General features: G+C 46.2%; 17 protein-coding genes. 3 read left to right on the forward strand and 14 right to left on the reverse strand.

Annotated elements, in window-relative coordinates; genetic code table 11:
• Positions 1–2: 2 nt before the first annotated feature.
• On the reverse strand, positions 3–1,499 hold the full coding sequence (locus LL912_RS10250; protein WP_235553482.1) for a GH3 family domain-containing protein: 1,497 nt from the start codon (positions 1,497–1,499) through the stop codon (positions 3–5).
• A 154-nt stretch (positions 1,500–1,653) separates the two neighbouring features.
• Between LL912_RS10250 and rplU the strand changes: the two genes are divergently transcribed.
• The gene (rplU, locus tag LL912_RS10255; protein ID WP_235553483.1) at positions 1,654–1,953 is read left to right on the forward strand and encodes a 50S ribosomal protein L21; all 300 of its coding nucleotides are present in this window, start codon (positions 1,654–1,656) and stop codon (positions 1,951–1,953) included.
• 92 nt (positions 1,954–2,045) lie between these two features.
• On the forward strand, positions 2,046–2,306 hold the full coding sequence (gene rpmA, locus LL912_RS10260) for a 50S ribosomal protein L27 (RefSeq protein WP_018630198.1): 261 nt from the start codon (positions 2,046–2,048) through the stop codon (positions 2,304–2,306).
• Between the two features lie 93 nt (positions 2,307–2,399).
• Here rpmA and LL912_RS10265 read toward each other — a convergent pair whose 3' ends face one another.
• On the reverse strand, positions 2,400–2,663 hold the full coding sequence (locus tag LL912_RS10265) for a hypothetical protein (protein WP_235553484.1): 264 nt from the start codon (positions 2,661–2,663) through the stop codon (positions 2,400–2,402).
• Between the two features lie 55 nt (positions 2,664–2,718).
• Here LL912_RS10265 and LL912_RS10270 point away from each other — a divergent pair, with 55 nt between their 5' ends.
• Complete coding sequence (locus tag LL912_RS10270; protein WP_235553485.1) at positions 2,719–4,401, forward strand: helix-hairpin-helix domain-containing protein; 1,683 nt, start codon at positions 2,719–2,721, stop codon at positions 4,399–4,401.
• A gap of 259 nt (positions 4,402–4,660) precedes the next feature.
• Here the strand turns inward: LL912_RS10270 and LL912_RS10275 are convergent, their stop codons facing one another.
• From LL912_RS10275 to LL912_RS10330, 12 genes are all read right to left on the reverse strand, one after another.
• A complete protein-coding gene (locus LL912_RS10275) occupies positions 4,661–8,506 on the reverse strand; it encodes a sensor histidine kinase (protein ID WP_235553486.1) in 3,846 nt (1,281 codons plus the stop codon).
• 1 nt (position 8,507) lies between these two features.
• Complete coding sequence (gene mazG / locus LL912_RS10280) at positions 8,508–9,293, reverse strand: nucleoside triphosphate pyrophosphohydrolase (protein WP_235553487.1); 786 nt, start codon at positions 9,291–9,293, stop codon at positions 8,508–8,510.
• A 62-nt stretch (positions 9,294–9,355) separates the two neighbouring features.
• Positions 9,356–10,177 carry an alpha/beta hydrolase gene (locus tag LL912_RS10285; RefSeq protein ID WP_235553488.1) on the reverse strand — a complete coding sequence of 274 codons (822 nt, stop codon included), beginning with the start codon at positions 10,175–10,177 and terminating at the stop codon, positions 9,356–9,358.
• Positions 10,178–10,297: 120 nt separating this feature from the next.
• Positions 10,298–11,203, reverse strand: coding sequence for a polysaccharide deacetylase family protein (locus LL912_RS10290; protein WP_235553489.1), 906 nt, complete (start codon positions 11,201–11,203; stop codon positions 10,298–10,300).
• Positions 11,204–11,403: 200 nt separating this feature from the next.
• A complete protein-coding gene (locus LL912_RS10295; protein ID WP_235553490.1) occupies positions 11,404–12,294 on the reverse strand; it encodes a YARHG domain-containing protein in 891 nt (296 codons plus the stop codon).
• Complete coding sequence (locus tag LL912_RS10300; protein WP_235553491.1) at positions 12,291–12,932, reverse strand: DUF2306 domain-containing protein; 642 nt, start codon at positions 12,930–12,932, stop codon at positions 12,291–12,293. Before LL912_RS10300 ends, LL912_RS10295 begins: the two co-directional genes overlap by 4 nt.
• Positions 12,933–12,958: 26 nt before the next feature.
• Positions 12,959–13,990, reverse strand: a complete 1,032-nt coding sequence (locus tag LL912_RS10305; protein WP_235553492.1) for a glycoside hydrolase family 76 protein — start codon at positions 13,988–13,990, stop codon at positions 12,959–12,961.
• Positions 13,991–14,057: 67 nt separating this feature from the next.
• Positions 14,058–14,474: a methylmalonyl-CoA epimerase gene (gene mce, locus LL912_RS10310; protein ID WP_235553493.1), complete on the reverse strand. Its 417-nt coding sequence runs from the start codon at positions 14,472–14,474 to the stop codon at positions 14,058–14,060.
• 29 nt (positions 14,475–14,503) lie between these two features.
• Complete coding sequence (locus tag LL912_RS10315; protein ID WP_235553494.1) at positions 14,504–15,310, reverse strand: DUF4249 domain-containing protein; 807 nt, start codon at positions 15,308–15,310, stop codon at positions 14,504–14,506.
• A 6-nt stretch (positions 15,311–15,316) separates the two neighbouring features.
• Entirely contained in the window at positions 15,317–17,638 is a 2,322-nt protein-coding gene (locus LL912_RS10320) for a TonB-dependent receptor (protein ID WP_235553495.1), read from the reverse strand.
• Positions 17,639–17,700: 62 nt separating this feature from the next.
• Positions 17,701–19,710 (reverse strand): site-specific recombinase, encoded by a 2,010-nt coding sequence (locus LL912_RS10325; protein WP_235553496.1) that lies wholly within the window; start codon positions 19,708–19,710, stop codon positions 17,701–17,703.
• An 88-nt stretch (positions 19,711–19,798) separates the two neighbouring features.
• A complete protein-coding gene (locus tag LL912_RS10330) occupies positions 19,799–20,680 on the reverse strand; it encodes an aldose 1-epimerase family protein (protein ID WP_235553497.1) in 882 nt (293 codons plus the stop codon).
• Positions 20,681–20,771 lie beyond the last annotated feature (91 nt).

Below are 20,771 nucleotides of genomic sequence, written 5' to 3' on the forward strand. Positions count from 1 at the left end.
GCTTAATTCCGGAGCCATTGCGTCAGGCCTTCGGCGATTTTGCGGTCGTTGCTCAAACGGGGTACTTTATTCTGTCCCCCCAGTTTTCCAATAGAGCGCATATAATCGATAAACCCGTTTTTCTTTACAGGCGTAATGATCAGCTGCTGCAGAATATTCCCCGAAATCAGGTCATCATAATAGGAGTTCTTTTCCCGGAGATACTGATCTACCTTTTGCGAAAAATGCTGCAGATCTTCCGGCTCATTTTCAAATTCAACAAACCACTGATGGTACGATTTCCCAGCATCCGAACTTACATATGGGGCCACGGTAAATTCCGTAATATGTATATTGTGTTCTTTGGCTGCCCGCAACAGGCTGTATTCCACTTCCTCCCCGATCACATGCTCTCCAAAGGCCGAAATAAAATGCTTGGTACGCCCTGTAACCACCAACCGGTAAGGATTCACTGACACAAATTTTACCATATCTCCGATATCGTATCCCCACAAACCCGCATTGCTATTGATGATCAGCGCATAGTTCACTCCTGTTTCCACTTCTCCCAGCGATAGCCGCCGCGGGTTTTCCTTGCCGATGTCCTCTGCGGGGATAAACTCAAAAAAGATGCCGCTGTTGGTATTGAGCAATAATCCCGGTTCGGTTTGCGTATCCTGGAAAGCGAAAAATCCCTCGGATGCCGGAAAGGTTTCGATACCGTCCACTTTCCGCCCGATACTTTGAAATAATTTTGCCTGATAGGGTTCAAAATTCACTCCGCCGTAGACCATTACCGAAAAATTCGGGAACAGCTCCCCAACAGGCTTACCGGACCGCCGGATCAGCTCATCAAAGTACATTTGCATCCATGGTGGAATACCGCTGATCAATGTCATATCCTGCCGGATGGTTTCGTCTACGATTTTCCCCAGCTTGGTTTCCCAATCTTCAATGCAATTAGTTTCATATTCCGGAAGCTGGTTTTTCCGCAGATACCGGGGTACATGATGGTTTACAATACCGCTCAAACGGCCGGTAGGAATACCGCCTACCCGCTCCAAAACCGGCGAACCGCTTAAAAAAATCAGTTTTCCATCCGCAAAAGCGGTATTCCCGGTTTCCGCCATATAACATAATAAGGCGTTCCGCGCCCCGTTGATATGGTTGCTGATCGATTCTTTGGAAATCGGTATATACTTGGTGCCGCTTACCGTACCAGAGGTTTTGGCAAAATACAGCGGCTGCCCCTTCCAGAGTACATTGTGCTTACCAGCCTTTATTTCTTCAATGTATGATTTGAGCTCCTCGTAATTGCGGACAGGAACAGCTTGCCTAAATTGTTTGTAATCATTAAGTTCCGAAAACTTATGCTCTTTCCCAAACTGGGTGGGCCTCGCCGTTTTAATCAGGTATTTCAGAATATTTTCCTGGTCTTCAACCGCCGTCTGCATTCCTTTTTTAATATTTTTGGAAACAATCGATGCAAAGGGCTTGGCCAGGAAGGATTTGAATTTCATTGCATTAATTCATTTTTTCGATGCTGCCGGCGTACCGGAACCACAAATATAATGCTTGTTAAGAGAGAAGGGATCGATAAAGGAAGATATATTTAAAGGTTCTGTTTGCAAAATTAAAAAATCTCCTTACCTTTGCCGTCCTAATTTTTAGACAATGATAGCAATTATTAAGGTGGCCGGTCAACAATTTAAAGTTGAAAAAGATCAAACTCTGTTTGTGCCACATATCGAAGGCAATTCCGGTGACGCTGTGAACCTGGAAGTTTTACTGGCCCACGTTGATGGAACGTTATCTGTCGGCGGTAATGTTGCCACTAAAGTAAGTGCAGAAATTGTAGACCACGTTAAAGGGGATACAGTGATTGCCTACAAGACAAAAAGAAGAAAGGGCTTTCACAAAAAGAAAGGGCACCGTACCGCTTATACAAAAATTAAAGTAACGAATATCGCTTAATAAAAGCGTTCATTTAAATTGAATAGTAAACGGGCTGATGTATGATCATCCTGTGAGCTTTTTAATCGTATCAACTTTTAAACTCGTAAAAAATGGCACATAAGAAAGGAGAAGGTAGCGTTAAAAACGGCCGTGATTCAGAAAGCAAGCGTCTTGGAGTGAAAATCTTCGGAGGACAGCCTGCGATTGCCGGTAATGTTATCATTCGTCAGCGTGGCACCGTTTACCATCCTGGTAAAAATGTAGGCGTTGGAAAAGATTTCACCCTGTTTGCTTTGTCTGATGGTATCGTTGAATTCAGAAAAGGAAGGAAGAACAGAACCTTTGTTTCTGTAAGCGAAGCCCAGGCGTAATGATGCTTTTTGCTGTGACTGAATAAATTGTGGAAAAAAAATTTGGCGGCATTAAATAATTGTATAATTTTACCGCCGATAATCCATTATTTACTAATCATTAAATTCAAAAAAAATGGCAGTTAAAAAAGCAGCAGCAAAGAAAGCAGCTCCTAAAAAAGCAGCAGCAAAAAAAGCAGCTCCTAAAAAAGCAGCAGTAAAGAAAGCGGCTCCTAAAAAAGCAGCAGCAAAAAAAGCAGCTCCTAAAAAAGCAGCAGCAAAAAAAGCGGCTCCTAAAAAAGCAGCAGCAAAAAAAGCAGCTCCTAAAAAGGCAGCAGCGAAGAAAAAATAAGAATCTCTTTTCAAAAAGAAATTCAAAGGCCTTCCGGATGGAAGGCTTTTTTTATTGCGCCTGCTTTCCTACTTTGCAGTCATGAACAACAGTACCATTGCCAGTCATTTTGAATTGCTGGCCAAATTAATGGATATCCACGGCGAGAATGCGTTTAAGGCCAAAACCTACTCAATCGCCGCCTTCCATATCGAACGACTCGAAGAACAGCTAACAGCAATGGACCGCAGCAGTTATGCGGGGATCAAAGGGCTGGGTGCGTCCGTGGCCGCAAAGATCATTGAATTGATGGACACAGGGAAAATGAAGGTCCTGGAAGATCTTTTGGCCGATACGCCTCCGGGAGTTACCGAAATGCTTGAGTTGAAAGGGCTGGGGCCCAAAAAAATCCATGTCATCTGGAAAGAGATGGGGATCATTTCTGTGGGCGAACTAGAATATGCCTGTATCGAGAACCGACTAACGCGTTATAAAGGGTTTGGGGAAAAGACCCAGGTAAAAATATTAGAATCCATCAATTTTTATACGCAGCATAAAGGGCATTTCCTTTATGCACAGATCCATGAGCTCTTTCCCTCTATTCAAAACTATCTTGAAAAGCTTTTTGGAACTGATAAGGTATGGAATACCGGTAATTACTACCGGCAGCTGCCTACCCTGCATGAGCTGGAATTTATTATAGCAGACCAGCTGGACACCATTAAGCAAAAGTTTCAAACAGCCTATCCTCCCGAACTGCTGGAAGAAACAGACCAAAGTGTTCTCTATAAATTAAACAACGGGCTTCGCCTCCGGGTATATGCTGTTCAGGAGCGCATTCCCCAGTTTTTATTTACCACTTCTTCATCACCAGAGTTCTCGGCGGCTTTCCTGCAACGGTTTTATCCCGGCAATTTTGAATCTACTGCTTTCAACAGTGAATCCGAGATCTTTGAAAAAGCAACACTCCCCTATATCCCCGCCTGTTTACGTGAATCTGTTTCCATAATCGACCATGCTGCGAAGAATGAGCTCCCCCAACTGATCCAGGTTAGCGACATCAGGGGAATCGTGCACAATCACAGCACCTGGTCCGATGGGCTCTTTACAATAGAGGAAATGGCCAAAGCGCTGATCGATAAAAAAATGGAGTACCTGGTCATCTCCGACCACTCCAAATCGGCGGCCTATGCTAATGGGCTTACCGAAGAACGTATTATACAGCAGCATCAGGCCATCGATATGCTGAATGAAAAGCTGGCGCCCTTCAAAATTTATAAAAGTATCGAGTGTGATATCCTTGGCGACGGCAGCCTGGATTACAGCAATGAAGTACTGGCCACATTTGACCTTGTGATCGCTTCCATACACAGCAACCTGTACATGAACGAAACAAAAGCTATGGAGCGGCTGATAAAAGCCATAGAAAACCCCTATACCACGATCCTGGGCCATCTTACCGGTAGGCTGTTGCTGAGCCGCAACGGCTACCCTATTGATCATAAAAAAATTATTGACGCCTGTGTGGCCAACCAGGTGGTTATCGAGATCAATGCCAATCCGCATCGCCTCGACCTGGACTGGAGTTGGATTTCATATGCGATGGACAGCGGCGCCTTACTTTCTATTAACCCCGATGCCCACACCATTGAAGGGTTTGACGATATCCGGTTTGGCGTGATTGCCGCACAAAAAGGCGGGCTGACACCGGCCTATAATTTAAGCAGTTTTCCGTTACCTGCATTTGAAGATTTTATCACAAAAAGGAAGGCAGCAATCCGTTGAATTTGTTCCAAAATTCAGGGTTTAACGGTCCAGGTATGCCGGCCACGGCGGGTTGGATCCGTTTTATACTCTGTGATCCATTGACCATTCACTATTTATTATTTCAGGTTTGAAATTCAGCTTCTCGTGTTTCGTGTCTGATTTCTGGCTTCTGGTTTTTGGTTTTTGATCCCATCAGGATACGTATCACCATCTTATTCCCACATTCTCACATTTTCAAATTCTCCGCTTCCGCATTCACTATTTTTCATCGGTTATTCTAAATTTCCAACGGACTGATCAGTGGCAGCCTCACAAAGAAAGTAGTGCCCACTCCCAGCTCGGTCTCAAACCAGATCCTGCCATTTGCTTTTTCCACAATACCCTTGCACATAGCCAGCCCCAGACCAGTACCGGAGCTTTTGGTAGTAAAATTAGGCGTAAAGATTTTACTGCGCATGGCTTCACCGATGCCCGATCCATTATCCGTAACACTGATGGTTACCGCTCCGCCTTCCACCGATTCTTTTACTGTAATAATGCCTCTTGCATTTTTTTCACAGGCATCAATGGCATTTACAAAAAGATTGGTGAACAAGCGGTTCATCTGGGTTTTATCGGCCCGGATCGCAACCTCTCCCGGCAGCAAGTGCCAGTGGAATTCGACATCAGGATTTTTACTGTAAATGCTCGCCAGCGGCTGCAATACCTCATGCAAATCAAAGATCATTTCATTCACATGGTTGATATTGGCAAACTGCGAAAAATCAGCAGCGATCTTTGAAAGATAGTCGATCTGCTCTACAAGGGTTTTTGCAACATTAGAGGTGAGCTGCTGCACGTTGGAACTATTTTCAGCAATTGCTTTCTGAAGGTACTGGAGGCTGAGCTTCATGGGCGTAAGCGGGTTCTTGATCTCATGAGCAACCTGCCGTGCCATTTCCCGCCAGGCTTCCTCACGCTCCGATTTTGCCAGGATGTCGGCACTTTTCTGCAACTGCGAAACCATCTTATTATATTCCTTTACCAATTGCCCGATCTCATCATTCCGCTCCCATACAATTTCCTCATTAACACGGGAAAGACTGATCTCCTTCATTTTATTACTGATCACCGTAAATGATCCCGTAATACGGTTGGTGATCAGCAGGGCCAGCAGCCCGGTTAAAAGAAATATGAAAGCGTACAAATTGATCAGCGTGATCAGGAAATTAGAAATTTCCTGGTTGAGCTCCTGCTGCGAGGCAAAATAGGGAATGCTGAGATATGCATACGGAGCTGCACTGTTTGCTCCTACCGGAGCATAGATCGTATTGTAAGAAAGCTCCGAAACACGCTCCCGCTGAATATACTGCGCTCTGCGCAGCCTTAACAGGCTATAAAAGGCCCGGGGCGACATCCGGGTGCTCAAAACACCCTGGCTATACACTTCGGCCTGACTGGTAGCTCTTAACTCACCGGTAAAATCATACACGTTTACATCCAGCCCGTGAATATCCGATACTTTTTTTATAATGGCATTAAATGCATTGGCCTGGAACAAGTCTTCAGCTGACGATCCGCCGGCCGATATGGTTCTCAGTGTATCGTGCAGGTTGATCTCATTCAGCATGATATTCATCGTTCTGCTCAGCCGATCATTATTCGACTCCTCAAACCGGTTTACAAAGAACGAAATGGTTGCCGCTCCCACCACAACGAAGGCCAGCACATTGATCAGGATGAATGTACCATGGATCTGGCTGCGGATCGTTGGGAAAAATGTTGAGTTACGAAGCAGTTTTTTGTTCATGAATGCCCCCAGCATGATCATCAGTACATTGATCAACGCCACCAGGAACAGGAACGAACAAAAAAGATAAGAGAATAAGGTGGTCGCTTCCAGGAACATTTCGCTCTTGCGCGCCATAATAATCACCTTGGAAGCACTGGCGCGATACCAAACTTCATTATACCCGGCCCGCTCCCGCAGTTCAACCTTTTTTTGCGGGAACTGCCCCGGTGTAAGCAGGGTTGTAAATGGGTATTTCTTGGAAACGGAGGAAGAGGTCAGCTGGTTGTTGTGATAGATTGCAAACTGGTACACTGCGGGAATAGAGAACTCGCCCTGTTTGAACTGCTTAAACAGTTCCGGTTTAATATTGGCGACGGCAAACCTGCGGGGATTGGAAACGATATAGACGGTACCGATAAGCCGGCCGGTTTCAGCGTTCTGAATGACCCTGCGTGTGATATACGCAAAATTATCAAAGGCCTCCGACTCATAAAAGTACATATCGGGTAAAGAAGTAGACCTCGACCGGTTGGCGATGGTAGTGTTCAGGGAGGCCACCGTTTGCGGAAATGGATTGAATAACGGGTTGTCGAGACTGTCGAAGATGTACAGGTTGGTTACATAGTTATTCAGGTACCCGATATAGTTCCGTTGGCGGATACTATCTCTCAAATAGGCATTCTGATCCTCATCATATAAGCGGTGAAAGTTATTCCGGAAATAATTACTATCCAGGTACCGGTTCGCAATACTGATCAGCCGCTCACTGGCCGGATCCGTTTGCGTGGCAAGTTTCTGGCAATACAATACCCGCAGATTCATTTCCGCCTTTGTAATTTCATTCAGCATTAACAGGCACAGGCTGATGGAAAATATAAAGATCCAGAGGACCGTTCCGGATACACTGAATTTTATAAACCGGTTGATGCGCGCTTCCCTGGTAAAAATAAATGTATAGGCCAGCAGCCACAACAGCACCGGCAAACAAAAAGTAACATCCCTTCCATTGACAAATACGGAGATAGACAACAATCCCAATACGGCGGTCCAAAGATACACCTGCCAGATACGGGTCCGGAAAACGGCGAAAATGTATTTATAAAGCGTTCGGCTGAGATAATAAAAACCCAAGCAAAGACAGGCAAGAATCAGGAATCCCACCATTGTAAATACGCTCAGACTGTCGATATTGGTTACATCAAATGAGATCTTCGACTTGGAGATGCTGTCTTTGATCACTCCTGCGATACTGAAAGTGGCTGCAATCAGTATTACCAGGCAGCTTATACCTGCTATCCGGGCTATTTTCTTTGAGTAGGTTCCCGGATCAAATGGGCGAACCGAAAGACGGTTCCACACAAATACCGCGATCCAGCAAAAAAGCAGGCTATTGATCAGCAGGTCGCCAAATGAGGGCAGGAGAAAACCGGAGCTGTACAGGTCCGGATCGAACAACCGGAATTCGGAAAAATTCCAGACAGCGCTCATGATGTACATTCCAACTCTGAATGCCAGCAGGCAGGCCAGCAACAGCCAGATCTGCAGCCGGTAATTGGAAGCTGCAAACCGCTTGGCCAGCAACAGGTAGCAGGAAAGAAAAAACAGGAAGAGACCAAGAATTTTTAAAACCACGGAAAAGGGAGAGTCCTGCGATAGTGTCTTTGGAGCATATCGCCCGTGCATGCCAACCGTTGCAACCGGATCGCCCCCATCCAGTTCCCGGGCAAATTTTTCCTCGGGCTTTTTTTTCAGGTAAAACACCGGAGCACCACTGATGCCGTGGATCACATGGGCAGTGGGTATAGTGTCAATATCCATAACCTGATCCATTGTCCTGTCGAAGGGGTAAGAATCTCTCAGATAATCGGTTTGCACAAAAAAGGACGACTTCATCAGCACCAGGCAAAATGCCGTAAAGTCGGGATGATTGGGCACCGGCTTCCGGATAGCATAATAATAGCCATTCGCCAGCTTAATGCCTTCCTCGTCGCGATCACTGTATAGAAGCTCATCCGAAGGCACCACGAGCCCCGTATTCCAGAATCGCAGGAACTGTTTATCCTGGTCATTTTTATACAAGTAGAAATAAAAGCGACTGTCGGGCAAATTGGCAAGATCCCGGAGTGATTCCCGCGACTGGGTCAACCGGTCCATTAAATCACGATTGGCCAACACCTGTTCAAACTGGCGCACCTTTTCTTTTATCTCCTTCTCAAAAATTTTGGTTTGAGCATCCAGTGAAGTGTTTTTCAGGTAGCTGGAACTCAGCAAAAGCGCCCCTGCGAAAAAAGCCAGGGCGGTCAATAAAAGCAGCAGCTCCCATAGATATTTATTTCTGCTGCGCCGTTTCATATTAATGCGGTTCTGTTTTTATACGGTTCCATAAGGCATCCATTTCTTCCAGCGTTAGTGCGGAAAGCGAGCTGCCGTTTTCTCCCGCTAGTTGTTCCATCCTGGTAAACCGGTGGATGAACTTCTTATTGGTGCGTTCCAGCGCAGCTTCCGCATCTATCTTCAAAAACCGTGCGTAGTTGATCAGAGAAAACAATAAATCACCGAACTCTTCCGTTATTTTTTCGGATGCTCCCTGCTCTACAGCTTCCATGAGTTCCCCTGTTTCTTCGGTTACCTTTTCCCAAACCTGTGGCGCCGATTCCCATTCAAAGCCTACCTGCCGGGCCTTTTCCTGTAACCGCATGGCTTTTACCACAGCCGGCAGTGAACGGGGCACTCCGCTTAATACGGAAGTTTTGCCTTCCTTTAACTTTAGCTGCTCCCAGTTCTTTTTTACATCTTCCTCTGAGCGCACTTCTTTTAAACCGTCAATCGCCTCCTTTGGCGGATAAATATGCGGATGTCGTTTAATCAGCTTTTCTGCTATGCCGGTCAGCACATCTTCAATCGTAAACTGTTCCTGTTCTGTAGCAATTTTGGAATAGAAAACAATGTGCAGCAGGAGATCTCCCAGTTCTTCACGGATATCCTTCCAGTTTTCGTCGATAATCGCATCACCCAACTCATAGGTTTCTTCAATGGTCATTTGCCGCAACGTATGAATGGTTTGTTTGCGATCCCAGGGACACTGTTCTCTGAGCTCATTCATGATCTGCACCAATCGGTTAAAAGCTTCCTGACTCATACGCTGATTTTAATGATTGTTTTCCCGGTCAGGGAATCTGGTGGATAAATTTACCGTCTGTACTATTTTCCTGCCTCGGGTTCCGAGAAAAAGCGGTCCATAAATAATAGCTGATAATAGATCGCATTTTGCCAGTAGGTTGAGTTATGCGCTCCCGGCCGGGTAATATAATCATGCGGAATATTGCGCAATAATAACTCCTGATGCAGGTTTTCGTTTACCTTGTAAAAAAAATCCTCGGTACCGCAATCAATAATAATTTTCAATGTTTTGGGTTCGATCAGATACAACATATTAATGACGGTATTTTTTTCCCAGCGTTCGGGATCATCTTTGTATTTGCCCAACCGTTTGGCCATATCCCAGTTATTTGGAAAAGGCCGGATATCCACTCCTCCGCTCATGCTTCCGGTAGCGCCAAACACATCCGGATGTTTTATGGCCAGATAGAGCGCGCCGTGTCCACCCATGCTAAGGCCGGCAATTCCCCTGCCTTTAGCCGATGCAATGGTAGCATAATTCTTATCTACCCAGGCTACCAGTTCCCCGGAAACAAAGGTTTCATATTGAAAGGAAGGGTCAACCGGGCTATCCCAGTACCAGCTACCATATCCCCCATCCGGGCATACCAGGATCATTTGGTACCGGTCTGCACCAGCCAGCGCTCCTTTTACACTGGGCCAGTAAGCATAGCTGTTGCTGTATCCATGCAGCAGGTACACTACCGGGTACATTTTGGCTTTTGTATAACCATCCGGTAAGATCACCGAGGTTTTAATATTCTTTTTCATAGAAGGGCTGTACACTTCCAGCGTATCTACTTTTGCTGCCCACAGATTCAAACCCGCCAATAACAGGAGCCCGATAATCAAACACTTTTTCATTGTTTCGGATGCATTTAATATTAATACGGACGAATTTATACAAAAAATGGTAAGTACCGGTAACAAATCAAAAGGCAGGTGGAGCTGCCACCTGCCTTTATTTATTCATTGATCCTGCTATCAGAAGCGTTTTTGATTGATCAATGCTTCTTTTACTCCAGGATATTCTGTAATAACAGCCAGTTCATATCCGGGTTTTGCCTTTAGCTTCCGGATGAATTCATGTAGCTTTAGTGAGTCTGCAGACGATTTCCACATCTGGTCGTGCGCCAGTATGACCAGGTTATCGGGTTTCATCGTTTTATTGGAAGCAAACAAGTGATCGACCTGCTGGATCAGCTGATCGGGGCTCTGCAGAGCCTGCGAGTTTTTATGATTGAACTGCCACTCCAGATCCCAACCAATAAGCACATATCCGCCTTTTTGCTGAAGCGAGTCAATCACCGACTTATTCTTCAGCAGATCGGTACGGCTGATGCTGTCGATACGCCAAGCATTGCGGCCAGGGGTACGGGCGATGGGTTCTTTCAGCATCATCATCGCCTGCGCCCGATTAAAATCGGAAATGACCGAATCGGGGTTTTTATAAAAACCGGTAAACCGGTTTCTCCAGGCATGCGAATAGCTGTGGTTAAAAAGCTCGATACCGGGGAAGGTCTGCAATTGCTCCCACATAAGTTTTTGCTCGGGGCTGGCCTTCGTATGCAGCCCGATCAAAAACATCGTAGCTGGCACTTTCTCCTCTTTCAGAATCGTTAGCAGGTTGCGGGTTCCCAGGTTGGGGCCGTCGTCAAAAGTCATAAAGATCCGCTTCTTTTTTTCGGGTACTTTTTCCGTTTGGGGATCTTTCAGATTGATTTCCACAGAGTCCGGGATATCAAGATCCGCTCCCAGTTTTTGCCCCTTTGTAGTAGAATCATTACAGGAGTGAAACAGCAGGAACAACAGGAAACCCAATAAGCAATAGCATTTCCTCATAAAACCAGGATGCCCTTTATGGGCGCTCCCTTTCGTCAATAGTTTCATATTTCTTAAAATCAAAGAAATTGTAAAACCAGGCGGTGCCAATGGTGGGGTCAGCTAAGGTCAGAAGTCTCCTAAACAGCAGGCAGACTTTCCAAATGTGCATTCCATGTTATTTTACAATTCGGGTGTAAAACTAGTCAAAGCACTTATGATTTCAAAAAAATCTTCCAATGATTCCGGTCAAGATCTTTGCCTGCCGGTTAGCGGCCAAAAGTATCATAATTGTCCTGGGCATATTTTTCAAAGCGTTTCAATAACGCTACATTCTTTTGCTCCACCTCCGTAAGCACTCCGTCAATGCTGTTGGTTACCGGCACATACCAGTCTACCTGGTCAAAGAACTGCCGCACGCCTTTACTTTTAAACGAATACCCATGCCGTGCAAAAATGGTATTGCGGATGATCTCCAGGTCCAGCTTCTTTAGGTTTTTGAGTTGTTTTTCAGAAAATTCTTCCGTCGATCCGTTTAACCTGTACACCTCTTCCGAAGCCGCCCGGTAAACCTTGTTTATAGACGTATCTACCGTTCCATCCTCATTGGTGTAAAGTTCCGTTTGAGTACGTCCGTTTTCATAATCCACATACTCCCAATCCTCCGGGAGCATCAGGCTTGCATTGTAGCGAAACGGCTTTTTCACAAGCGTAAACTCTTTTACAGGGTGCTTCACTTCAGCAGTTTTATAGGCCTTCCATTTCCCTTTAAGGGTGTCGCCTACAATGGAAAATTCAAACCGGCCATCGTGCCGGTCGTTGCCGGGTTCGTCCATCACAAAGGAATATTGACTTCCGGTAATGGCTAGTGTTCCCTTCATGGGCCGGTCGTTCCCCTTTACCACGCTCCGGCCTTCTACTCCTTCGGCGGTGATCCGGCTCAACCGGATGTTGATCCGGGCCACATCTTCATAATCCGGCGTTCCGTCGGACATACTTACAAAATCGCCCACCCAGTTACCATAGAGCTCCGTATGCAATTCCGGAGGTAATTCCTGCACCAGAGCCGCCGGTTTCCGGTCTTCACCTGGTTTCTTTTTTGAGTTACACGCAAAAAACGGGATTAAAAAAAACAGTACGAGCGAGCCGGTATATTTCATTTTGACTTGATTTTACAGATCAGATATTCGGCAACCAGCCAATTGGGAATCCAACCCAAGCCGGCTACGATTATGTATACGTCCATGGGGGCGGGATGAAAAAGCTGTACTAAAAGCCATTTCCACAGCCGCAGGGTAATGGCCGATAATGTGAGCGCATAGCTCCGGATCATCATGAACCGGTGCCGCCTGAAATCTCTTTTCCGGGCGGCCCTCACCGCCTGTAATGTGCACCACCACCATAACACCGATAAGGTGGTAAAGCATAAAACGGCCACCCATCCTCCATTCGCATGCATTCCCATTACAAAACCGGTTGGGGCCGAAAAGCACAACACCACTACCACGTATATATATCCCATTGTCCGGTGCAGGTTACGCTGCTTTTGAAGCAGGTAAGGACTGAACTGGGTAAAGCCCGCTGCCAGGCAGCAGATGGAAGCATAGACGTGCGTATAAAATACCGGGAGATAATACCAGAGGCCTTCTACCTCGGTTTGTTTTATCTGCAGGAATGCGGCTGTACTCCTGGCCGGAACATAGCGCAGCGTGATCTCCAGCATTAAAAAGCTGAAGAAACCCAACACCAACAGCGCAAGGAACTGAGCAGTTGTTTTATGTTTTTTTGTTAGCTGCAACACGGAAATTTATCGCAAAAATAGCATTATTTCAGGACGCCTTGTTTTTGCAATACCGCCATCTGCGCCAATAACTCCAGCATCCCACCCTGGGGCACCAGGTTCTGGGATCTGCCGTCCTTGCCTATCAAACCTTGTGGTGTTTTGTGCGCAATGGCATGATCTATGGCAGCCCGGAAGGCTTCCAGGTAGCGTGCATCTCCGTCTACACGCCAAAGACGCAGGAAACCCCTCAATAATACGGCGTTGAACCAGAAATTATCTTTTAGCTCCTGGTTCTTCAGAAAATAGGTATCGGCGTCTGCCGCCATTTTTTGAGCAGCAGTAAGATAGGTTGCATTACGGGTGATTTCATAAAAAAGCACATTGGCTTCAAGCATGGTTCCGGTGTTATAAGAATAAACCCGTTTATCGACTCGCTGCTCCTTTACATTCAAATGATCATAATACAAGCCCAGGGGCGTACGGAGCCAATGGTTCACCCACTGATATAAGGAAGTCGCCGTTTTTAGATACCCGCGATTGCCCGTTGCTTTGTATAACTGTAGCGCCAGCAGGATGCCGGGGCCATTGCTGCAGGTGTTCTTTGTACGCGTATCCCCTTCCTGCCAGTAAAGTCCGCCTCCGGAAACCGTATCCAGTCCGGTCATCATAAAACGGTAGATCCCGGTTGCAGCTTTCAGCCATTTCGGGTCCCTGGAGGTTTCATACTGACGCATGGCGGTAATTCCGATCCATTGATTGTCATCATAAAAACGATCGCCCCCGCCCAATTCCGGAGGATACGATGCATACCCGGCCGCGGGCGCCCGCGGATCATAGTATTTCCGGATAATGCCGAACGTCTGTTCAACATCTTTGGCACCCGTTTCCACGAGGGCTCCTACCTGGTAGGCCTCAAAAAGCGCACAGAGCGGCCAGAGATAAGAAGCTTTCCGGTCGCCGGGCCGGGCCGGTACCTGCTCTGCGTAGTACTGCAACGCCGGCTTATAATAATGTTTTATGATCTGCTCTTTGAGCTGTATGTATTCCTGTGTATAGTTCCGCGGCTGAGCCATTGTGCTATTTATCCAAAAAAGAAAAATGGCCGGAACCCATCCGCAGTACCAGGAAATTGCATTTCGTTTACGATTCATCATTCGGTTTTGAGCACAATTCCGTCAGCACTCCATGGGTTGACTTTGGATGTAAAAATGCGATCTGCAATCCTTCCGCACCAGGTCTGGGCGCAGTGTCAATAAGGGTAATGCCTTTTTCCTTTGCAGCTTGCAACGCTTCTTCAAGATGATCCACCGCAAATGCAATATGATGTACGCCCTCCCCTTTCTTTTCAATAAACCGGGCAACCGGTCCGTCTGCGTCCATAGATTCCAGCAGCTCGATCTTGGTATCCCCGATCTTAAAAAATGCGGTCCGCACTTTCTGGTCTGCCACTTCCTCTACCCGGTAGCATTGCAGTCCGAAAACGTCTTCCCAATAGCGAATGCTTTCTTCCAGATTGCGAACAGCCAAACCAATATGCTCGATGTGTGATGGCTTCATTTTTTATCGTTTATATAACAATCCGATCATTATTTAATATAGATTTCTTTTTTTTCAAAGGTATTGGCACTGAAATATCCCAATGCGCCGCCCCGGATATTTGAGGCCGGGTTTCCAGGAGAAGCGCTCTGATTTTGGCCTAACCCACTTTGTGTTAAACTGTACCAGAAGTCATAATTATCTTTACTGATGCAGCGCATTTCCACGCGCAGGTTATCTCCTTTTTTCAGATCGGAATCTCCATCCCCTGAAAAAATCATCAATTCATAAACCACGTTGCGCCCATCGATCAGTTTGTCATTGGTTACAAAAATGGTATTCTCTTTCCGTCCGTCTACAAATTGTGTAAACCGGTATGCATTCCCCTCTCCTGGTGGATCCTTGAACTCCACCGTAGCAATGAGCCGCTGCCGGCCCACAAATACCCGGCTGGTGGTGTATAGCGAATCCATTGATACTTTCTGCGGCATCCTGGAGCTGGCTGTAAAAACCTCGTTTCCGATTTTAACCGAAAGCTGATAGGTAGCGCCCGGCTTTCCTGAAGCATTGGCCCGGTAAAGCCCGTTGCCTTTATGCTGGAGCAACACGGGCGCCTTGCCTACTTCGGCAATGGTTACAAAAGCATTCTCAACCCCTTCAAAGACATTGAGATCCGATACATTCAGTGTTTTAGAAACAATTACACTGTAAGAATCGTCGTTATCCGTCAGCGTACCTTCAATCACATATTTTTTATTGACACTGTTGATGTCTACCTGGATCACTTTTTGACAACCTGTTACCGCTAAAAGTAGAAAGCCAAACAAACCGTAAATAAAAAAAACGTTTCGATTCATGTTACCCTAAAATTTAAAATGCCAGGAAATAGACGGCACAAAACGGAAAAGAGAGGTCTGTACGGCTTCCGTTATATCAGTGTTCTTGTCGTTTTGCTGGAACGTGATGAGGTAAGCATTTTCCCGTCCGTAGGCATTAAACAAACTGAAAGCCAGCTCCGACGATGTATTCTTACGCCGGGTTTTCAGCTGCCGTGTAGCACCCAGGTCCAGCCGGTGATAAGCCGGCATCCGGTAAGCATTGCGTTTGGTGTAATAAAACACAATTTGCTTATCGATTACATATTTGCCACTGGGAAAAGTAACGGCATCGCCGGTGTAATACACCCAATTGGCAGAAAGATTCCATTTTTTATTCAACTGGTAATTGGTAACGATGGCCACGTCATGAGTACGGTCCTGCCGGGCATTGTACCATTCCCCGTCGTTAATACCGGCAATCTTTCTCTCGGTTTTAGAAAGCGTATAGCCTACCCAGCCGGTGAGTCTTCCCTGTTTTTTTTTCAGCAGCAATTCGAGGCCATAGGCTCTCCCGATGCCCGACAACAACTGCGTTTCTATAGCGTCATTGGTATATACATCGGCTCCAGTGCGGTAATCGATCTGATTCTGGAAAGCTTTGTAATACACTTCTGCAGTGAGCTCGTATCGGTTACCGGAAAGATTTTTATACCAGCCCAGTGAATAAATATCTACGACCTCGGGTTTGATGCTGTTGGTGCTTGCCACCCATTTATCAGTCGGAAAATTTGCAGCCGAATTGGAGATGAGGTGCAGGTTCTGGGCGTTGCGGGCATAGGACGCTTTTAACGACGTACTGCTGTTTAGAATAAAACTGGCGGCAAGCCGGGGCTCCAGGTTCCAATAGTTTTTTACCAGTGCGCCTTTACGGTAGCTTAATGTATCGGTAATCGTACCATTTCCGTCTACTTCATAAAAATCGCCCGGCCCAAAAATGGCAAAGGACGACAGACGCATACCAAAGGTCAGGTTCAACCAGGAAGCCGCATTCCAGGTATCCGTGGCAAAAACCGCCGTTTCCCAGGAATACCGGTCTTGCAGGTACAGGTTATTATAGCTTGTTTTGCCAGAGCTGGTGATCTCCCCGGGCGTGATCGTATGATAAATGGAATTAAATCCAAAACGGAGCGAATGGCGTGAGCCGGCATACCATTGAATTTCTTCCTTCAGGTTCAGATCGCGTATCTGGGAAAAAATATTCAGGTCGTTGTTGGCATTATTGATCGCTATATTATAGTTAAAATCGCTGTAGATGAACGAGGTATTGGAAAAGAGCCGGTCGTTGAATATATGATTCCAGCGCAGGGTGCCGGTTTTATTTCCCCAATCCAAACCAAATTGCTTTTCAAGTTTCAGCACATCCCGCCCCAGGTAACCGGAAAGATACAGCCGGTCCTTTTTACCAAGCGTATAATTCATCTTGGCATTCACATCATAAAAAAACAAGCGGGTATTCTTATTCGTGGAATCGCCCAAAAGCGGCAGGAAGAAATCGGCGTAAGTGCGCCTGCCGGATACCAGGAAGGAAGAGCGGTCCTCCTGTATAGGCCCTTCCACATTGAGCTTGGCGGATATCAATCCCAAGCCGCCGCTTACCGCATACCGCTGATTATTGCCTTCATTCATTTTTACGTCCAGCACAGAAGAAAGCCTTCCCCCGTATTGCGCCGGCATACCGCCTTTATAAACTGTTACATCTTTTACAATATCCGAATTAAACGTGGAAAAGAACCCCATGAGATGTGAGGCATTGTACACATTGGCTTCGTCGAGCAGGATCAGGTTCTGATCGGTAGAGCCTCCTCTTACATAGAAACCGCTGTTTCCATCTCCGGCAGATTTAATTCCCGGCAGCAACTGGATGGCTTTTAAAATATCCCGTTCTCCCAGCAACATCGGAATAGTATTGATTTCCTTCATGGTCAGCCGCTCTACCCCCATCTGGGTACCACGGATGGTGCGGCCCTTTGTATTGGCGGTTACCTGCACATCATCCAGGTTTACCACCTGGTCCGGCAGCAATACATTTTGTAATTTATTTCCGTCCAGCCGGATGGTTTCTGTTACCGTTTCATAGCCAACGGCAGAATAGGAAACCGTATAACTTCCCTTTGAAAGTGTAAGCGAATAGAACCCATACTCATTGGAAGTGGTGCCGGCAGCACCGCCCTGTATCTCTACACTTGCATTGATCAGTGTTTCCCCGCTTGCGGCCGACTTTATGGTGCCGCTAAGGGTAACCTTTTCCTGCGCAAAGGAAACCAGGGTGCACAATATGGCGATAAAAAGAATACCTGTCTGCTTCATAAATGATGTCATAAACAACCTCAATTCAACAAAAATAACCGAACTGCGGCAGATTATTATTGTCAAGCTCCACGAGGCGGAATGATAAAGGATAAGGGCTTTTTAAAAAAATGCCGTACAATGATACGGATCAGCTCGGGATAACGCCGCAACTGAATGCCTCTTGATTTAACGGCTACGAAAAAAGCCAGAGAAAAACTCACCAGGAAATTAAAGAAACCGATTCCCAGAACACCCAGGAACACCGTTACTAAATAACCCGTGGGAATGTTTCCGATACCCAGTCCGTAAACGCCAATGGCCATATTACCGGATGAGATGGTAATATGCCGGATATCGAAGGGCACACCGAATATTTTACCCACATTGGCCGCCATTCCCAGGAAAAATCCCAGGCTGATGTTCCCGGCATAGGAACCTGCATTCCTTTCGATAAAACCTGCCCACCAACCCCTTTTTTTGGCGGAAGTACTGCTGTGCCATCCCGGATGATGAGCCAGCCGGCTGCCGATATTGCTGAATCGCATCTTATTCTGCACGTATCCTGCAATGATACCGCTCAAAAACAAAAACACCCCGGTATTGCAGGCATATAACAATGAAAGACTTTGAAAAGGGTGTTGGTCCTGCAGCAGTGTAAAAGCAGCTTTACCGGATACCAGCTTTTGCCCCATTAATTGGTGATAGGCCCATGCCAGCAGGTAGGTGCCGGGAAATACGACAATGAGATTTCCCACAAAAGAGGCTGTTTGGCTCCGGATCACTTTGGCCACCGTAAACGCCAGGCTTTGAAGATCGGGCTGGTCCAGGTGTTTTTTTGAGTCCAGCGAAACCGCCACGGCATTTGCTGTAAACGCCGGTTGCTTGGTAGCCAGCGTGGAACCGGTTTGATCAATTAACACAAACCCCGCACTATAGTTGATACTGTACCAGAAACCCTGCCAGAAATAGGCATAATGCAGCTTACCAAGGATATTTTTAACAACAGCTACAAAACAGATAATAAGTCCGCCCCACATGGCACTGGCGAGCATATTCAGGTAGTCCCTGCGGGTGCTGGTAATATACTTGCCGCCCCTTTGCCCCTTGTGTTCCGCAATCTGATATGCAATATAGCCCACCCCCTGCGAAATAAACTGACGAATACTGTTCTTGAGATTTTCGTTCCGAACCAGCAATTTAAAAAGGTCCACAAAACGGCCGATATCAAAATGATCATCATTATCAATCGTATCTAACAGGATGTGCATGCGTTCAATGCGCGCGCTAAGGATCAGCAATAAATAACTTTGTCGGATACTGGTGCCCCGCTGGTCCTGGTGCAGCCGGATATAGCGGATCTCATTTTCAATTTCAAAAAGCGTTTGCTTTAGCTGGTTGACTACTTCCCGGATCTTATACGGATCGGGTTTTTCGTGTTGCTGCAGTTCATGCAACAGACGGCTTTGTAACAGAAAAGGGTTTTCCGGTATCGAACGAAAAGGAGCAATATAACCGGAGATCTCTTTTTCCAGTCCGTTGTTGGCCACCTGAAAGGATAACACGGTAAGGGCGTCGATAAGGTGTTCTGTCAAACGCGGATCCTTCGCCTGTAAGGTAAACTGCAGCAATTCAAAAAAACTGATCCAGGTGGCACGCCGGATCGCCTCGACCCATATGTGGTCATTTTTCTTATGAAACACCCGGTCGAGCACGTATACAAAATCATCCTTATTCTGTTCTTTAGGGAGCAGTTTATGTTTTAGCTTACCAATCAGTTCATCCCAAAAACCGCTGCTGAGCGGGATACCACTTTCTGTAAATGCGCCTTCCAGCCGGGTATTGATCAGCTGTACAAGGATCGATTGCTGCAACCTGGAAACGAGCGTCGGATGCGCCTCCAGGAAAAGAATCATTTCATTCATCCGTGCATCCGCCAGGTGCTGTTCTTTTTTTGGCGGCCGCAGGTCGCCAAAAAAAGCAATCAGGAAATGAAGGCTTTCTTCTTTTGTACGGATTTCGTAAGCCGATTCATCCTCCAGTACTTTTTCACAAAAGCTTTTTTCTTTTCTTTTTCGTTTAAATAAATGCATCCGTTTCTTTTAACCGGACTCCGGGAACGCCGGGTCATTGCCCTGCCTAAAAATAGTAAAAACTATTTTTGTACAACTACCGGATAACTTATGAAATTATTGTTACGGACCAGGTTCTTTCAAAGTGCCGGCCAGGCTCCAATACATTGATGCCCTCCTTCTTGGTAAAATCCTGGCCGGCGCCTACCGTGTCGGCAATACCGCACCAGGGTTCAATACAAACAAAATCAGCGCCCGGAACTGCCCATATACCCAGATAGGGAAAGCCCTCCCAGCTAAAATCAAAGCCCTTTCCGGTTTTATCAGAGCGCAACCGCAACTTTCGTGATTTAAGATCTTTCAGCACCACCGCATCTTTTGCAAACAGGCCTTTATTTAAACGCAGCACATTGGTATCATTGAAAAAGGGAACGGGGTTCTGCGCCAGCAATCCGCCTTCTTCGATGGGCCATCTCCGGGCATCTTCCTTTTCTTCAAACTCAAGGTAGTATTCCACATAAGCATCGCCTTTAAACAAAGGTAATTTAAATGCGGGATGCCCACCTACGGAAAACCACATATTCTTGCTGCCGGTATTCTGCACATCATAGGTAACGCTTAGGGTCTTCCCTTCAAGCCGGTATCTTAATTTAAGATCAAAGTCAAAAGGATATAATTCCAGTGTATCTGCCGTGCTTTTCAGCGCAAAAACCAGTTCATCGGCCAGCTGTCCTACCGGCAAAAAATTCATTTCACGTGCAAAGCCATGACGGTTCAGGTGATAGCTGCGTCCTTCAAACTGATAGGCATTATCCTTAAGTGCGCCTACAATCGGAAACAATACGGGAGAATGCTTGCCCCATACTACCGGGTCGCCGCTCCACATATATTCCTGACCGGTACTCCTATCAATCAGACTTTGCAGTTCCGCACCTTTTTCTGAAACAGCGATTTTCAATACACTGTTTTCAATCTGGTATATTTTTGCCATAGCATGCCAATTTGAACAATAAACGGAAAATATACCATTTTAGTATCTGTTTTTACAATAAATTCCTGTTTTTCAATGTTTGGCAATTGTA

The organism is Niabella agricola (assembly GCF_021538615.1).
GTDB classification, from domain to species: Bacteria; Bacteroidota; Bacteroidia; order Chitinophagales; family Chitinophagaceae; genus Niabella; species Niabella agricola.